Genomic DNA, 16,299 nt, shown 5'->3' with positions numbered 1-16,299 from the left:
TCGTCACATAGCGGGGGGCCGGGCGTGCGGCAAGCGGCGTCTTCCGGAGATATGAGCGATAGCGCTCAACATGCAGCGTCGGCACCGGCGGAGAAGCGCAGCCTGGGGGCACGCTTGCTGACCTTCGTGCTGCATCGATGGTTCTTCGTCTCGCGCGGCATGACGCTGGGTGTGCGGGCCGCGTGCTTTGACGCGCAGGGGCGGATCTTCCTCGTGCGCCATTCCTATGTGGGAGGCTGGCACATGCCCGGCGGCGGCGTCGAGCGCGGCCAGACAGCCCAAGCGGCGCTGCGGCGGGAGCTTCTGGAGGAAGGGTGCCTCGAGATTGTCGGAGAACCGGAGATGCTGGCGGTGTTCTTCAATGCGCGCATGTCGCGGCGCGACCATGTCGTCTTCTATCGGTGCGCGGTGCGGCAGATCCGCGAAAAGATGCCCGACCGGGAAATCATCGAGGCACGGTTCTTCGCGCCCGATGCCTTGCCCGAGGGCGTCACGCCGGCCACCCGGCGGCGGATTGACGAGTTGCGCGATGGCGCGCCGCATGCCGATTTCTGGTAATTCGCGGCGCATGGCCCGGCTGTTGCGATCGTGCTTTGCTTCGCGCCGGCGAGCGGTTACATTGGCGCTGCATTCGCCCCCCGACAAACGACAATCCCCGGTACTTTATGGCTTCCATCATCCAGGTCGAGAACGTCTCGAAAGTCTATGATGGCGGCTTCCGCGCCCTCGATGATGTCAATCTGAGCATCGAAGAGGGTGAGATCCTGGCGCTGCTCGGACCGAACGGCGCCGGCAAGACGACGCTGATCTCGATCATCTGCGGCCTGGTCAATCTGACCTCCGGCAGCGTGTCGGTGGGTGGGCACGACACGATCCGCGATTACCGCGCGGCGCGGTCATTGATCGGCCTTGTGCCGCAGGAGATCGCGCTCGAGCCGTTCCAGAAGGTGCTTGATGGTTTGCGCTTCACGCGCGGGCTGTACGGCAAGCCGGCCGATCCGGACTTTCTCGAAAATGTGCTGAGGCGGCTGTCGCTGTGGGACAAGCGCGACAGCATGACGTCGGAGCTATCGGGCGGCATGAAGCGCCGGGTGCTGATTGCCAAGGCGCTGTGCCATCAGCCGAAAGTGCTGTTTCTCGACGAGCCGTCGGCCGGCGTTGACGTCGAACTGCGCAAGGACATGTGGGAGGTCATCCGCCAGCTGCGCGCCGAAGGGGTGACGATCATCCTGACGACGCATTACATCGAGGAGGCCGAGGCGATCGCCGATCGTGTCGGCATCATCAGCAAGGGCAAGATCCTGCTGGTCGAAGACAAGGATACGCTGGTGCGCCGGATGGGGCACCGGGAAATGCGCATCGAGCTTCTCGAGCCGCTCGCCAGCCTGCCGGACACGCTGGCCAAATACAGTCTCGCGCAGTCGGAGGACCGCTGCACGCTGGTCTACAGCTATGAAGCGAATGGCGAACGCACCGGCATCATGTCGCTGTTCAATGATCTCAATGCTGCCGGTATCAAGCTGAGGGATGTCGACACGCGGCAAAGTTCACTCGAGGACATCTTCGTCAGCCTGATCGAGGACAAACCGGAGGCGCGGACATGAACCTGCAGGCGGTCTGGTCGATCTATCGTTCCGAGATGCGGCGGTTCTTCCGTACCATCACGCAAAGCCTGATCTCGCCGGTGCTTTCGACGTCCCTTTATTTCATTGTCTTCGGAGCGGCCATCGGATCGCGCATCCAGGAAGTCGAAGGCATATCCTACGGCGCCTTCATCGTGCCGGGGCTGATCATGCTGTCGGTCCTGACGCAAAGCATTTCGAATGCGTCCTTCGGCATCTATTTTCCGAAATTCATCGGATCGATCTATGAGGTGAACGCCGCGCCGGTCTCCTTCATCGAAATCGTGCTGGGCTATGTCGGGGCGGCGGCAACGAAATCGATGTTCATCGGGCTGATCATTCTCGGCACGGCGTTCTTTTTCGTCGATCTGACCATCCAGCATCCTGCGGCAATGGTTGCGTTCCTGACGCTGACCTGCATCTCCTTCAGCCTGTTCGGCTTCATCATCGGACTGTGGTCGAAGAATTTCGAGCAGCTGCAGCTGGTCCCCCTGCTGGTGATCACGCCGCTGGTCTTCCTCGGCGGCAGCTTCTATTCGATCTCGATGCTGCCGGAGGGCTGGCAAACGGTGGCACTGTTCAACCCCGTCGTCTACCTGATCTCCGGTTTTCGCTGGAGCTTCTTCGGCATGGCCGACGTCAATATCGCCATCAGCCTGATGATGATCGCGCTGTTTCTGGCGCTCTGTCTCGGCATCATCTGGTGGACCTTCCGCACCGGCTTCAAGATCCGCTCGTGAGGCGACGGCCGCGAATGCGGCTCAGGCTGCTTTCGGCAGATGCGCGCGGTCATGCGGGACATCAAGCTGCAGGGCAGGCCCGACCGGGACGATGGCGGTCGGATTGACCGTCGGATGGCTGCCGTAATAGTGGTTCTTGATGTGCAGGAAATCGACCGTGTCCGCGATACCGGGCATCTGGTAGAGCTCCCGCAGATAGTTGTGCAGGTTGGGATAGTCGGCGATGCGCCGGATGTTGCATTTGAAATGCCCGACATAAACCGCATCGAACCGGACCAGGGTGGTGAACAGGCGCCAATCGGCTTCAGTCAGCTGCTCGCCGACGAGATAGCGTTGTCCTGACAGGCGCTCCTCCAGCATATCAAGCGTGTCGAACAAGGCGGTGACGTTTTCCTCATAGGCCTCCTGGGTGGTGGCAAAACCGGCCTTGTAGACGCCATTGTTGACGTGGCTGTACACCTCATCGTTGATCGCGTCGATTTCATCGCGCAGCGCTTCGGGATAGAAGTCGGGTGAAGGCGGCGCGATGTCGGCAAAGGCCGAATTGAACATGCGGATAATCTCCGCGGATTCATTGGAGACGATTGTCTGGCGCTGTTTGTCCCACAGGACCGGGACGGTGACGCGCCCGGTATAATCATCTTTCGCTTCGGTATAGACCTGATGCAGGAACTGCTTGCCGAGCAGCGTGTCGCCGGTGCCGCCATCGCGGGCTTTGAACGACCAGCCCTCCTCGCCCATGTGATAGTCAACGATGCTCAGCGAGATCATCTCCTCGAGGCCTTTCAGGCGGCGAAAGATCAGGGTCCGGTGGGCCCAGGGGCACGCCAGCGAGATGTAAAGGTGATAGCGGCCGGCCTCGGCCTTGAAGCCGTCCTCGCCGCTTGGCCCGGCGCTGCCGTCGCGGGTGATCCAGTTGCGGAAAGCGCTTTGCGAGCGCTTGAACTGGCCCTTGGTGGATTTCGTGTCATACCAGACGTCCTTCCAGACGCCGTTCTCGAGCATGCCCATTGGTGATCTCCTTTGGCCTGCAAGATAGGTCTGGTGGACCGGTTTCACACCCCCTCACGGGCGGGAATGTCCTTTTTCATTTGCCGCACGCAGCGGTGTTTGCTAGGAGCGCAGGGAACGGAGAGATGATCTTGACCGAGACCTGGACCTTGCGACGACGCTGATTCCGGCCGCGCCTATGGCGCGCCGACGCATGTGTTGTCTCCTCTCTCTGTTCGGTATCCCGCCATGTCCATCTCCGATCTCGCCTATCTGCCCGAAGACGCATCGCATGATGCAGCCATCCAGATCATCAATGAGGAAGCCTTCGGCCCCGGGCGTTTCGCGCGTGCCGCCGAGCGCATCCGCGAGCAGGGTCCGTACGAGCAGGCCCTGTCCTATGTGTGTGCGTCCGGCGGCGAAATCATCGCCTCGGTTCGCATGACGCCGATCCTGGCCGGCCCTGTTCCGGCCTATCTGCTTGGCCCCCTTGCGGTGCGGCCATCGCACAAGAATCTCGGCATCGGACGGGAACTGGTGCGGATCGCTGTCGCGGCTGCGGAGCAGGCCGGCGCAAAGGCGGTCATCCTGATCGGCGATCCGCCCTATTACGGGCCGCTGGGCTTTTCCGTCATCCGTCCCGGCGCCCTGCAGATGCCGGGCCCGGTCGATCCACGCCGGGTGCTGGCCGCTTGCCTGAACGGCGCCGAGGCGCCGGCGCTCGAGGGAGAAATCCGTCACCGCCAGCGCGGCTGACACCAGGCGCGACCTAACGGCTTTCCCGGAACCAGGTGCCGGCAAGAAGCGCGAGCAGGAGCGCGAGGCCGAGAAAACCGGCCAGCAACGGCACGGAGCGGACGCCGAGCAGCACGGTCTGGGAGGAGGCGCGCAGCACCAGACGGCCTCCGGCATCGCGTCCGGTCGTGCGGATCGGCAGGATCTGCGGCAGGTTGCCGGCTTCGTCATCCACCCGCGCCACCGTGCCGCCGCTCTGGCGCGACAGGGGCTGCAGCAACTCTTCTGTCGAGACGGCGGCGCGGAACTCCGGCGCATCGACAGCGCCAAGATGCGCCAAGGCGGTCAGCTCGCCGTCGCGGACCTCGACAAGGCCAAAGGCGTCAATGCGCATCTCCGCCGTGAACAGGCCATCCGCCTCGCGTTCGAGCGGCACCTGCCGGCTGGCGCCTGAGGGCATTGTGACGGTGACCGGCGCGGCGCTGTCGGCCATGCTCTGGCGTTCGATGCGCAGCGTGCGGCCACGGCTCTCGGCGCGCAGCGCTTCCTCTTCGAGCGAGGGCTCCTGCATCAGCCAGTGGGCAATGCGGCGGTACAGCGCGATATGCGGACCGCCCCCTTCGAAGCCGCGCGCCCACAGCCAGCCGTGATCGGACAGCAGCATTGCAACGCGCCCCTTGCCATAGCGGTCGAGGACGAGCAGGGGAGCGTCGCCAGCACCCTGCATCACCGTATCGCCACTGACATTGGTGACATCGATGGTGCGAAACCATCGTCCCCAGTCGGGGGTCTCGCCGCGGCTGCCCGGCAAAGCGCGGGTGACCGGATGGCGGCGACCGGCTTCAGTCAGACGCGGATAGAATCCTTCGGCGGTCACAGCGCCCGTCGGCCGCGCCGGCAGTGCCGGGGCCAGCGGCGTATCGGCCACGGTCTCGATGCCGGCGAGTTCCGGCCCCGAAGCAACGAGGAGCGCACCCCCATCGGCGACATACTGGGCGATGTAGTCGTAATACAGAACCGGCAGGACACCGCGGTTCTGGTAGCGGTCGAAGATGATCAGGTCGAATTCATCGACCTTCTCGATGAACAATTCGCGCGTCGGGAAGGCGATCAGCGACAATTCGGTGATCGGTGTTCCATCCTGTTTCTGCGGCGGGCGCAGAATGGTGAAATGCACAAGATCGACGGCGGCATCGGATTTGAGAAGATTGCGCCAGGCGCGTTCGCCGGCATGCGGTGCCCCCGAGACCAGCAGAACCCGGAGGTTCTCGCGGATGCCCTCCAGTCGCGCGATGGCACGGTTGTTGACGGTGGTGATTTCGTCGGGGCTGCTTTCGAGAATGAACTCGATGATCGAATCGCCGCCGCGCGGCACTTCAAACGTGAACGTGGCATTGCTGCCGGGGCGGGCGGCGGCGACATCCCGGTCCTCGCCATTGACCCGGATGGTCACGGGGAGCCTGGCAAGGGCGGCGTCATCCGCACCATCGACAGTGACGCGATAGACGATCTCCTGGGGTTCTCCGACAATGCCGAAGCGCGGCGCGCTGACGATCTCGATGCGGCGATCACGCTCATCGGCCTCGCCGGTGATCAGTGCATGCAGCGGCACCGAAAGGCCGCTTGCCTTGAGGCTGGCCGGGATATCGTGGACCTGGCCGTCGGTGATGAGGATGGCTCCGGCAAGGCGGGAGACGGGCACATCACGAATGCCGCTGGCCAGCGCTTCGAAAAGGCGCGTCGAGGGCGAGTCGGCATCGGCGTCGTCGCGGTAGTCGATGATGCGGGTGACAAATCCCGGATGCCGCGCCAGTTGCGCTTCCAGCCCTGCCAGGGCGGCATCGGTCTGGGCGGTGCGATCCGCGAGGCTCTGGCTCTGGCTGCGATCGACGAGGATGGCGACAACGCTGTCGACCGGCGCGCGGTCTTCGAAATTGACGACCGGGTTGACGAGGGCAAGCAGCAGCGCGGCAAGAGCCGCGAGACGCAGGACGGCACCGCGCGGGCGGGCGAAAAGGACGGCAGCCGCAAGCAGCGCCGCGGCCAGCGCCAGGGCAACTATTAGAGACTGCGGGAGAAGCGGCGCGAAACTGAGCGTCATCGGCTTGCGCTCCTCATTGCCCGAGCCGCTCGAGCAAGGCGGGAATGTGCACCTGATCGGCCTTGTAGTTGCCGGTCAGCATGTACATGACGATGTTGACGCCGGCCCGGTAAGCGTATTCGCGCTGCCAGGGATCGTTCGGCACCGTGGCGAAAAGCGGATTGCCGGCAGCGTCCTGCGCCCAGGCGGCGGCGAGATCATTGCCGGTGATCAGGATCGAGGAGACGCCGTCTCCACCCCGTGCCGGGCGGTCGCCGTCAGGGCCGCCCTCGCCAATCGCCTCGACCCATAGCGGGCCGTCGGCATAGCGGCCGGGAAAGGTGTCGAGCAGGTAGAATGCCTTGGTCAGGACGTGATCCGAGGGCACGGGCTCGAGAGCCGGGATGTCGAGCCCGGAGAGGATGATCTGCAGGCGGCGTGTGGGGCCTGTGGTGCCGGCGCCGAGGCTGTCGATGCGGTCGCGGGTGTCGAACAGAACCGAGCCGCCGCTGCGCATATAGGCGTCGATGCGGCTGATGGCCGCCTCTGTCGGAAACGGAGCCTGTTCCGACATTGGCCAGTAGATCAAGGGGTAGAAGGCCAGTTCGTCGCGCTCGATGTCGACGCCGACGGCGGCGCCGGGCTCGAGCGCCGTGCGGTTGGCGAGATAGGTCGACAGCCCGTCCAGTCCGGCGCGGCTCGTGGCATCGACGGTGTCATCGCCGGTCAGGACATAGGCCAGATGCGTGGTGTCCAGTTGCTCGAGAATATGCGCGTCGCCGGCCCGGGCGTCGCTGGCGGCAGCCGGCGCACCTGCATTTTGCTGGGCGCTGGCCGGCTGCAAGGCGGGTACAAGGCTCACAGCAAGGGCGGCGAGAAGGGCGAGGGCCACCCGCGAGCGCTGGAGCAGGCCGGCGCGGGAGCGCAACCGCGACAGGCCGCCGGCGAGAATGAGAACGATCAGCGTGTCGGCGATCAGGCCGAACAGGGCCGCGGCGAACAGCCAAGGGGTCAGCGGGATAGTCTCGCTGCTGCCGATTGGCAGGCGTGTGAGGGGAGCGGCGGGCGCCGGAATGACGAGGGACCGCAGGCTCTCGCCCGGCGCGAAGAGATTGAGCGCGACATGGCCATCCTCGTTGCCGTAAAGGCCGGGCGGACTGTCGGGGCCGGGCTGCGGGCGGGCGGCGGAGAGATCGAGCGGGCGGGCGTCACCGTTCGCCGGCACCAGGCGCCCGCTGGCATCGAGCAATCGCCAGGGGGGCAGGAGTGCCTGCCCGGCGGCGCTGTCCGATGATGTCGAGGCACTGGCATCTTGCGCCTCGATGGTGGCGCGCGAGACATTGGAGAGCTGGACGATGCGGCGCAGCATCTCGACGAAATGACCGGAGATCGGCAGGTTTGACCAGCCGGCCTCGGCGGTGACATGGAACAGGACGATGCGCCCATCGCCGCGCGGCGCGGCGGTGACCAGCGGTGTGCCGTCGGCGAGCGAAGCCCAGGTGCGGGCCGCCAGATCCGCCGATGGCTCGGCAAGCACCTGCCGCTTGACGGTGACATTGCCCGGTGTCGGCAGGCCGGAGAACGGCCCGGCGGTCGGGTAGGCGGCCAAAGGCTGCGGTTCGTCCCAGGACAAGGCGCCGCCTAGCTCGCGCTCGCCGCGGCGCAGGCGCACGGGGATCAGCGGATCGTCGCCGCTTGCTGCGGCAAGGCGCGGCCCGGCAAAACGGATGAGCGTGCCGCCGCGCCGGACCCACTCGGAGAGTGCAGCAGGCCAGGCCGAGGTGTCGGCCGAAGCCGAGGGAGACAGCTCGGAGGGGGCGCCGATCGTCTGCGGAACGCCGATATCGGCCATGATGATGACGTTGGGATTGGTGGCCAGCAATTTCGGCACGGCAATGGCAAGATCGGCGCTGTCGGCGCGGCGCAGCTCGGCGAAGGGCGAAAGGGCGTTGTCGATGTAATAGAGCGGCGCCAGCAAGGGCTGCGACTGGTCAGCGGGGGCGCCGGAAATGAGGGCGACGCGGCGGCGGCGGGCGCTGTCATCGATCAGCCGCACACCGGCTGCAGTGCGGGCGGCGACGACTTCGAGACGCGCGATGTCATTGCGCAGCTCAAACGGCGCATCGAGACGGCCGGATGCCGTCATCTCGCCGGCGGCGAAGGTCAACGCGCCACGCGCCACATCGCGGCCGCGGTTGTCACGGGCAATCAGGGTGATGTCGCGGGCCCCCGCTTCGGGCAGGCGTGCGGCAGTTACCTCGAAGCCGTTGGCCGCGTTGCTGGCCGCTGTCAGGGCGACGGGCGCGCTGCCGGTGCGTGCAAAGATCTGGATGTCGGACGCGCCGAGGGCGAAAAGGCGCTCAAAGGCGGCGGCATCGTCATCGGGGGCGGTGGTCTGCTCATCGGCTGCTGCGGATTGACCTTCGGCCACGCCGTCCGACAGGATGGCAATGGTGCCGGGCGCGGTATCGGCCAGAGCGGTGATGATGGCGTCGACGGCCGACGCCCGCGCCGGTTGCCAGGATCGCGGCTCGGCGGCGCGCAATTGCTCGAGCGCGGCCTCGGCCGTCGTCGGGGTCGGTTCATGGCGGCGTTCGGCGGTAAAAGCGATCAGGACCGGAAGTTCAGCTTCGCGCGCCTCGGCAAGCAGCGCTTCGGCGCTTTCAACCCGCTCGCTCCAGTCCGGCGCGGCGGCCCAGCCATTATCGATCATCAGGACTAGCGGCCCGGTGCGCGACAAGGTCTGCGACCGCGGGTTGAGGATCGGCTCGGCGAGGGCGAAGATGATCAGCGCCGCGACCAACAAACGTAGGGCGGTCAGCCACCATGGGCTGTGCGCCGGGGTATGGTCGGCTTTGAGCACCCGCGCCAGGATCGGCAGCGGGGCAAAGGCCTCGCGCTGGGGCCGCGGTGGCGTCATGCGCAACAGCCACCAGATCACCGGCAGCGCCAGCAGGCCGAACAACAGCAGCGGGGCGCCAAAGGCCAGCGGCAGAGCGCTCATGTCGCATCGGTCCGGCTGACGGGGGTGCCCGAGAGACGCCCATGCAGGGCGGCAAGAACCTCGGAAGCGGGGCGGTCGGTGGCGTTGGCGAGGAAACTCCAGCCGCTGTGGCGGACCGATGCAGCGAGCGCGGCGCGGCGATTGTTCCAGGCCCGGCGATAGTCATCGGCAACGGTTTCGGCGCGCCCGGCGGTCAGAGTAGCGCCGGTTTCGGGATCGCGAAACTCGGTGCGACCGGTATAGGGGAAACGCTCCTCGGCGGGGTCGAAGATCTCGACCAGATGGCCGCGGATGCCGCGCTGGGCGGCCGGGGCGATGCAGGCGGACAGCAATTCGTCATCGAGACAGTCGGAGACGAGGATCACATCGCTCATGCGGTTGATGCGGCCAAGTTCCGGCTGCTTCGGCAGACTGTCCATATCCGCATGGGCGAGTGCCAAAGCGAGGCGTTCGGCGCCGTTGCGGGCCGCCACCGGGTCCATCACGCCCGGGCAGGCAATGCGCTCGCCGGAGCGCGACAGGATTTCCGCCATCGCCAGCATGACAACGAGCGCGCGGCTTTCCTTCGAGACCAGCGCCATCTCGCTTTGATAGCGCATCGAGGGGGAGGGATCGGCCCACAGCCAGACGGTGTGGGCGGCCTCCCACTCGCGGTCGCGGACATAAAGATGGTCATCGCGCGCCGATCGGCGCCAGTCGATGCGCGAATGGGACTCGCCCTCGACATGCGGGCGAAACTGCCAGAAGGTCTCGCCGATGCCGCGCTTGCGGCGACCGTGCCAGCCGGCAATCACCGTATTGGCAACCCGCCGCGCCTCGGCCAGGCAATCGGGCAGCAAGCCGGCGCGCGCCTGCGCCCGGGCAAGCACATCCAGCCGGAAAGCGGGGTCAACGGTGCGGCCGATCGGAGCCATCGTTCAGAGCGCCTCGGAGGCGGCGAGGCTGGCGATCACGTCGCGGATGCCGGTGCCCTCGGCGCGGGCGGCGAATGTCAGCGCCATGCGGTGCTGCAGCACCGGCTCGGCGAGGGCGCGGACATCATCGATCGAGGGGGCGAGACGACCGTCATAAAGGGCGCGGGCGCGGGCACACAGCATCATTGCCTGCCCGGCACGCGGTCCCGGGCCCCAGGCGACGGTGGCGTCGGTGCGGGCATTGCCATGCCCCGGCCGGGCCGAGCGGACAAGCGCCAGGATGGCATTGACCACGCTGTCGGGTACCGGCATGCGGCGGATCAGCGCCTGGATCTCGGTCAGGCGGCGGGCGGTGATGGCCGGGCTGGCAACGGCCTCGGCGCCACCTGTCGTCTCGAGCAGAATGCGGCGTTCCGCCTCGCGCTCGGGATAGGGCACGTCGACCTGCAACAGGAAGCGGTCAAGCTGCGCTTCGGGCAAGGGGTAGGTGCCTTCCTGTTCCAGCGGGTTCTGGGTGGCGAGAACGTGAAAGGGTTGCGGCAGGTCGTGGCGCTGGCCGGCTACGGTGACATGGTATTCCTGCATCGCCTGCAACAACGCAGACTGGGTGCGCGGTGAGGCGCGGTTGATTTCATCGGCCATCAACAGCTGCGTGAACACCGGGCCGGAGACGAAACGGAAGGAGCGGCGGCCGGTGTCATCCTGGTCCATGACCTCGGAGCCGAGAATGTCGGACGGCATCAGATCCGGCGTGAACTGAATGCGGTTGGAGTCCAGCCCGAGCACGGTGCCGAGGGTGGTGACCAGCTTGGTCTTGGCCAGGCCCGGAACGCCGACAAGCAGCGCGTGACCGCCAGACAAAACCGCCAGGAGCGTGCGCTCAACGACCTCTTCCTGACCAAAAATCACCTCGGAGACGGCCTGCCTGATCGCGGCAATATCGGCGAGCGCTGCCTCCGCGGCGGCAATCATGGCGGCGTTGGCCTCGCCAGCAGCCGGCGCAGCGCCGGTTGTCGAGTCGCCCGGTGTATCGTTTGAAACCCCGCCAATATCGGCGGCGCTCTGCGGGGATGAGGGGGGTGTTTCCATAAGATCGCTCTGCATCTCCGTCTGCTGGCCGGGGCCGGTGCAACAGGCCGGCCGGGGGTCGATGGGATCAGCCCGTAGCCTGTCATCCAGGGCCTTTTCGCCGTGCACGGGCTGCTGATTTGCCAAAACCGACAGTAGCCGCTGCATCAAGGCTGACAAGTGGTGCCGACTTGACTATCTCGTTACCAGCATCGAGTCTTCCGCGATTGCGGCGCAGCACAATGGCGAAATTGAGTTCAATGGCAGAAAAAGCACCTCCCGGCCTAGCAGGACTGATCGAACGGGCGGCGGATGACCGCAACGCCGGCGCCGACGGATTGCCGCCGGTGGACAAGTGGAACCCGGAACATTGCGGCGAGATCGACATGGAGATCCGAGCCGACGGTTCCTGGTACTACATGGGCACGCCGATCGGCCGGGCGCGCCTGGTGCGGTTGTTCTCGACGGTGTTGCGCAAGGACGAGGATGGCGTGACCTATCTCGTCACGCCGGTGGAGCGCATTGCCATTCGCGTCGTCGATGCGCACTTTGTGGCCGTGGAGATGACACGCAGCGAGGAGGCCGGGCAGCCGGTGCTGACCTTTCGCACCAATGTCGGCGACGTGGTGCGGGCTGACGCCGAGCATCCCTTGCGCTTTGTCGTGACCGGCAAGGATGATCAGCTAAAACCCTATATCCGGGTGCGGGGCCGCTTGGATGCCCTGATCAGCCGGGCGGTGACCCATGAATTGATGGGGCTCGGTGAGGAAGTGGAGATCGACGGCCGCATGATGTTTGCCATCCGCTCGTGCGGCGAAGTGTTTCCGGTGATGGACATGGCCGCCGTGCAGGACACCGCAGACCGGTGAGCGCGCCCTGTACATGCCGCTTCGATGCGGCGGATTTCCGCCGCCGCGCCAAAGATCATCATCCGGCCAGCGAGATCGCCGGCCCCGGTCCGGCATTCCTGGCGCATGGCGACCATGCGCTCAACAGGCCGCTGGTGCGCAGCCTGATGAGCCGCAGCCTGCGCGATGCGGCCGTACTGATTGCCGTCGTTGACGGGGCAGACGACGCGGAAGGCGGCGCGAAAGTGCTTCTGACGCGGCGCACGATCAAATTGCGCAAGCATTCGGGGCAGGTGGCGTTTCCCGGCGGATCGATTGATCCCGAGGATGCATCGGCGGCGCATGCGGCGCTGCGCGAGGCGCAGGAAGAAATCGGCCTCGATCCGGCGCATGTGGAGATTGTCGGCGAGCTGCCGCACTATCTGGCGGCGTCCGGATTCTCGATCACCCCGGTGCTGGCGGTGGTCCGGCCCGGCTTCTCGCTGGTGGTCAATCCGCACGAGGTTGATGAAGTCTTCGAAGTGCCGCTGTCCTTCCTGATGAACCCGGACAATCACCGGCGCGAAAGCCGGGTCTGGGAAGGGGCGGAGCGGCACTATTATGTGATTCCCTATTCCAGGCATCATATCTGGGGCGTCACGGCCGGGATCATCCGCACCCTGTATGAAAGGCTTTATTCATGAGTGGTGCCGACAGCGGGCCGACAGGCCGCAGCGTCGCCGGCGAAAGCTGGTTCGAGAGCGAGCGGCTGCGCAGCATCTTTCGTCTGCTCAACACCGATGGCGGCGAAGGCCGTGTGGTTGGCGGGGCGGTGCGCAACACCCTGCTCGGCGCGCCGGTTGCCGATATCGACATGGCGACGACGCTGTTGCCCGATGAGGTAATGCGGCGTGCCGGTGCGGCCGGCATCAAGGCTTTGCCGACGGGGATTGAGCACGGCACCGTGACGCTGGTCATTGAGGGGCAGCCCTTCGAGGTGACCAGCCTGCGCACCGATGTGAAGCCGAGCGGGCGGCACGCGGAAGTGGCCTTCGGTGCCGACTGGGCGGCAGATGCAGCGCGGCGCGATTTTACGATCAACGCGCTCTACGCCGACAGCGCGGGGCGCATTTTCGATCCGACCGGCGGTCTGGCTGACATCAAGACGCGCACCATCCGCTTCATTGGCGATGCCGAGCAGCGCATTGTCGAGGATCATCTGCGGATCCTGCGCTTCTTCCGGTTCTTTGCCTGGTACGGCGGCGGGCGGCCCGATGCGGGAGGCCTGAAGGCCTGCGTGCGCCAGCGCGACACGCTCGGCAAATTGTCGGCCGAGCGGGTGTGGAAGGAGCTGAAGGTCCTGCTGTCGGCGCCGTCGCCGGGGCGGGCCCTGTTGTGGATGCGGCAAAGCGGCATTCTCACGGCGCTTCTTCCGGAAACCGAGAAATGGGGCATTGATGCGATTGCCGGGCTTGTCGAGCTGGAAGAAGCGCTGGCGCTCGACATTGACCCGATGATCCGCCTGATGGCCATGCTGCCGCCCGATGCCGAGCGGCTCGCGAAGTTGGCGGTGCGCCTGAAACTGAGCAAGGCTGAGGCGGCGCGTCTTGTTGCCTGGGCCAATGCGCCGGCGGCGGATGCGGCTCTGGCGGGCACGGCACTGGACCGGCAATTGTACCTTCATGGCGCGGCGGCGGTGATCGACCGCCTGACCGTCGCGCTCGCCACGCTGAAAGCACGGCCTGAGGAGCCCAATGCCGCGGCGATGGCGGCGTTCGGCCATCTGAAAGGCCAGTTGCAGCGAGCGCGGGCCTGGAAGCGGCCGCAATTTCCGGTCAGCGGCAAGGATCTGCTCGCGGTCGGGATGGCGCCGGGGGAGACGATCGGCGCGCGGCTGAAGGCCGGCGAGGCGCGATGGATCGACAGCAATTTCAGCCTCGACCGGGACAGCCTGCTCAAGACGATGCTGGACATGCCCTGAGACGGGCCCACCCGGTCATCCATTGCGCGTTGTGGGCCCGCCGGCCTCGATAATCAGGCGGCGGCGTCGCGCTCCGTGGCACGATCGTCCGCGATCGCCGTCTTGATCCGCTTGACGAGCGTTTCACGGATCATCGTTTCACCATGGGCCTGGCGCATGTGCTCGACGGCGCGGGCGACGAGATCGGCATCGGTGGCCGCGCGTGTCTGCCAGTGACACCCGGGCACAATCATACCGCATTCGAATTTTTTCATGGCTGCCTCGCTTGTTTCTCGAACGCGCCGCATGGACCGGCGCGCCACGTTGAACGGGGCGGCTGCGTCAAAGCATGCCGCCAGCGATGGCCGGGGGCGCCAGCGTGAAACAGACGCCTTCCGGCGAGGCCGAGTATAGCATTTTTCCGCCGCGGATGGAACGGTCAGGGGAAGTGCACGACCGGCGGCAGCGATGAGAGAATGGAATCGACATTGCCACCTGTTTTCAGGCCGAAAATGGTGCCGCGGTCATAAAGCAGATTGAACTCGACATAGCGGCCGCGGCGCACCAGTTGTTCTTCCCGCTCATCGTCGTTCCACGGTGTCTGCCAGTTGTTGCGGACGATTTTCGGATACACGACATGAAACGCCTTGCCGACATCGCGGGTGAAGGCGAAATCGGCGTCCCAGCCGCCTTCGGGCGGCATCGAATGCAGCCAGTCATAGAAGATGCCGCCGATGCCGCGCGGTTCATCGCGATGCGGCAGGAAGAAATAGCTGTCGCACCATTCCTTCAGCTTGGGATAGTCGGCCACGGCATGACGCCCGCAGGCCATCTGCATGGCGCGATGAAACAGGCGCGTATCCGGATCGTCCTGGGTGCGTCGATCATTGAGCATCGGGGTGAGATCGGCACCGCCACCGAACCACTGGCGGGTGGTGACGACCATGCGGGTGTTCATATGCACCGTCGGCACATGCGGGCTGACAGGATGGCAGATCAGCGAGATGCCCGAGGCCCAGTAGCGCGGGTCCTCTTCGGCGCCGGGGATCTGGGCGCGGAATTCCTCCGAAAACTCGCCGTGCACGGTCGATGTGTGAACGCCGACCTTCTCGAACAGGCGGCCTTTCATCACCGACATGGTGCCACCGCCGGTGTCGTTGTCGCGCTGCCACGGAGTGCGCACGAACTTTCCCGGATCGCCCCGCATCTGCGGATGATCCACTTCCGCCTCGAGCATTTCAAAGCTGTTGCAGATGCTGTCGCGCAGGGCTTCGAACCAGCGCCGGGCGGTCTGCTTCTTGGTTTCGATATCGGCGGGAATGTCGATGGGCAGGTCGGGACGTTGCATAAAATCCTCTCAGGGGACCGGCTTGCCGGCTCAGGCAAAGCCCGGTCTCAGGTCTTCGGCAGGCCTCATAGCATTGCCGCGAGCCCGTCAACAGCCGTTTGAGCCGGCGGGGTTCGCCCACGGGCGGGCCGCAGCGCTGACTGGCCGGCGCGATCATGCCGCCTTATATTGTCCTGAGCGGGAATGAAACGACATGCGTCAAAAGCACCCATCACCGCCCCTTGAAGGGCTGCGTCAGCAAATCCGCAAGACGCGCGCCACGCCGTCCTCGAAGCGCGATCGCAGCGAGTCCACCGGGTTCATCCGCGAAACCTATCTGCTGGAGCGGCAGGCGGCGCGTGCCAAGGCGCGTGAGTGGTTCGACAGCTGGCCGAAGGCCGCCTACTGGACAGAAGTCGAGAGCTGGCGCGAACTGCCTGATGCGCGCATCGAATTCACCATGCGCCGGCTGCCGAGCGCCGACTAGACGAACCTCAGGTTTGACCCTGCGGTGACGGGTCCGGTGGTATGCCGAAGCGGCGGATGATCTCGCTGGAGATCATGGCCGCCGACAGGGCAAGGTTGAGCGAACGGGCTCCCTGGCGCATCGGAATGGTGATGCGGGCATCGGCTTGATCGTGGATCTGATCGGGGACGCCGGCGGTTTCGCGGCCAAACAGGATGATGTCATCCGCCGCCATTGCAAAATCGTGGCAGGAGGTGCTGGCGCGGGTGGTGGCCAGCACCAGTCGCCGCCCAGTCGCCCGGCGCCAAGTGTCGAAGGTGGCATAGGAGACGTGTTCAATCAGGGCGGCGATCGCGAGATAGTCCATACCGGCGCGGCGCAGGGCCTTGTCGGACAAATCGAAGCCAGCCGGCTTGATCAGATGCACATCGAGATCGAGGCAGGCGCCGAGACGCAATATGGCGCCGGTATTGCCGGGGATGTCAGGCTGGTAAAGGGCGAGGGCGGGACGGCTCATCAAGGGTGTTCCTGTCACAGAACGGGCGATTCGAACAGCCTCGGGCGGT

At 65.6% G+C, this 16,299-nt stretch carries 16 protein-coding genes; 8 read left to right on the top strand and 8 right to left on the bottom strand.

What is annotated here, in order from left to right; genetic code table 11:
- The first annotated feature begins 51 nt into the window (after positions 1-51).
- The 3 genes from KY465_RS02445 (at position 52) to KY465_RS02435 (ending at position 2,362) form a co-directional block, all read left to right on the top strand.
- On the top strand, positions 52-558 hold the full coding sequence (locus tag KY465_RS02445) for an NUDIX domain-containing protein (RefSeq protein ID WP_219158078.1): 507 nt from the start codon (positions 52-54) through the stop codon (positions 556-558).
- Positions 559-665: 107 nt separating this feature from the next.
- Entirely contained in the window at positions 666-1,604 is a 939-nt protein-coding gene (locus KY465_RS02440; protein WP_219158076.1) for an ABC transporter ATP-binding protein, read from the top strand.
- Positions 1,601-2,362: an ABC transporter permease gene (locus tag KY465_RS02435; protein WP_219158074.1), complete on the top strand. Its 762-nt coding sequence runs from the start codon at positions 1,601-1,603 to the stop codon at positions 2,360-2,362. Before KY465_RS02440 ends, KY465_RS02435 begins: the two co-directional genes overlap by 4 nt.
- Before the next feature lie 21 nt (positions 2,363-2,383).
- On the opposite strand, the gene KY465_RS02430 is transcribed toward KY465_RS02435, so the two are convergent.
- Positions 2,384-3,373, bottom strand: coding sequence for a glutathione S-transferase family protein (locus tag KY465_RS02430; RefSeq protein ID WP_219158073.1), 990 nt, complete (start codon positions 3,371-3,373; stop codon positions 2,384-2,386).
- Between the two features lie 228 nt (positions 3,374-3,601).
- On the opposite strand from KY465_RS02430, the gene KY465_RS02425 reads away from it, so the two are divergent.
- Positions 3,602-4,108: a GNAT family N-acetyltransferase gene (locus KY465_RS02425; protein ID WP_219158071.1), complete on the top strand. Its 507-nt coding sequence runs from the start codon at positions 3,602-3,604 to the stop codon at positions 4,106-4,108.
- A gap of 13 nt (positions 4,109-4,121) precedes the next feature.
- Here the strand turns inward: KY465_RS02425 and KY465_RS02420 are convergent, their stop codons facing one another.
- The 4 genes from KY465_RS02420 to KY465_RS02405 are packed head-to-tail and all read right to left on the bottom strand — an operon-like array spanning position 4,122 to position 11,057.
- On the bottom strand, positions 4,122-6,188 hold the full coding sequence (locus KY465_RS02420) for a hypothetical protein (RefSeq protein WP_219158069.1): 2,067 nt from the start codon (positions 6,186-6,188) through the stop codon (positions 4,122-4,124).
- Positions 6,189-6,201: 13 nt separating this feature from the next.
- Complete coding sequence (locus KY465_RS02415) at positions 6,202-9,171, bottom strand: DUF4159 domain-containing protein (RefSeq protein ID WP_219158067.1); 2,970 nt, start codon at positions 9,169-9,171, stop codon at positions 6,202-6,204.
- Positions 9,168-10,085, bottom strand: coding sequence for a DUF58 domain-containing protein (locus tag KY465_RS02410; RefSeq protein ID WP_219158065.1), 918 nt, complete (start codon positions 10,083-10,085; stop codon positions 9,168-9,170). The genes KY465_RS02415 and KY465_RS02410 overlap by 4 nt, the downstream gene beginning before the upstream one ends.
- 3 nt (positions 10,086-10,088) lie before the next feature.
- Positions 10,089-11,057 (bottom strand): AAA family ATPase, encoded by a 969-nt coding sequence (locus KY465_RS02405; RefSeq protein ID WP_219200741.1) that lies wholly within the window; start codon positions 11,055-11,057, stop codon positions 10,089-10,091.
- 338 nt (positions 11,058-11,395) lie between these two features.
- On the opposite strand from KY465_RS02405, the gene KY465_RS02400 reads away from it, so the two are divergent.
- Genes KY465_RS02400 through KY465_RS02390 form a run of 3 tightly spaced genes read left to right on the top strand, consistent with a single transcriptional unit; the run spans position 11,396 to position 13,961 of the window.
- The gene (locus KY465_RS02400) at positions 11,396-12,022 is read left to right on the top strand and encodes a DUF1285 domain-containing protein (RefSeq protein WP_219158063.1); all 627 of its coding nucleotides are present in this window, start codon (positions 11,396-11,398) and stop codon (positions 12,020-12,022) included.
- The gene (locus tag KY465_RS02395) at positions 12,019-12,684 is read left to right on the top strand and encodes a CoA pyrophosphatase (RefSeq protein WP_219158061.1); all 666 of its coding nucleotides are present in this window, start codon (positions 12,019-12,021) and stop codon (positions 12,682-12,684) included. The genes KY465_RS02400 and KY465_RS02395 overlap by 4 nt, the downstream gene beginning before the upstream one ends.
- Positions 12,681-13,961 carry a CCA tRNA nucleotidyltransferase gene (locus tag KY465_RS02390; protein WP_219158059.1) on the top strand — a complete coding sequence of 427 codons (1,281 nt, stop codon included), beginning with the start codon at positions 12,681-12,683 and terminating at the stop codon, positions 13,959-13,961. The genes KY465_RS02395 and KY465_RS02390 overlap by 4 nt, the downstream gene beginning before the upstream one ends.
- Before the next feature lie 53 nt (positions 13,962-14,014).
- On the opposite strand, the gene KY465_RS02385 is transcribed toward KY465_RS02390, so the two are convergent.
- Positions 14,015-14,215, bottom strand: a complete 201-nt coding sequence (locus KY465_RS02385) for a DUF1059 domain-containing protein (RefSeq protein WP_219158057.1) — start codon at positions 14,213-14,215, stop codon at positions 14,015-14,017.
- 164 nt (positions 14,216-14,379) lie between these two features.
- On the bottom strand, positions 14,380-15,288 hold the full coding sequence (hemF, locus tag KY465_RS02380; protein WP_219158054.1) for an oxygen-dependent coproporphyrinogen oxidase: 909 nt from the start codon (positions 15,286-15,288) through the stop codon (positions 14,380-14,382).
- Between the two features lie 193 nt (positions 15,289-15,481).
- Here hemF and KY465_RS02375 point away from each other — a divergent pair, with 193 nt between their 5' ends.
- Positions 15,482-15,754 carry a hypothetical protein gene (locus KY465_RS02375; RefSeq protein ID WP_219158053.1) on the top strand — a complete coding sequence of 91 codons (273 nt, stop codon included), beginning with the start codon at positions 15,482-15,484 and terminating at the stop codon, positions 15,752-15,754.
- Positions 15,755-15,761: 7 nt separating this feature from the next.
- Here the strand turns inward: KY465_RS02375 and KY465_RS02370 are convergent, their stop codons facing one another.
- Entirely contained in the window at positions 15,762-16,250 is a 489-nt protein-coding gene (locus KY465_RS02370) for a tRNA (cytidine(34)-2'-O)-methyltransferase (protein WP_219158051.1), read from the bottom strand.
- Positions 16,251-16,299: the final 49 nt, after the last annotated feature.

This window comes from Neohoeflea coraliihabitans, from assembly GCF_019334345.1.
Taxonomy (GTDB): Bacteria; Pseudomonadota; Alphaproteobacteria; order Rhizobiales; family Rhizobiaceae; genus Pseudohoeflea; species Pseudohoeflea coraliihabitans.
Note: the sequence above shows the minus strand (reverse complement) of the source record. Positions and strands in the feature narration are given on the sequence as shown.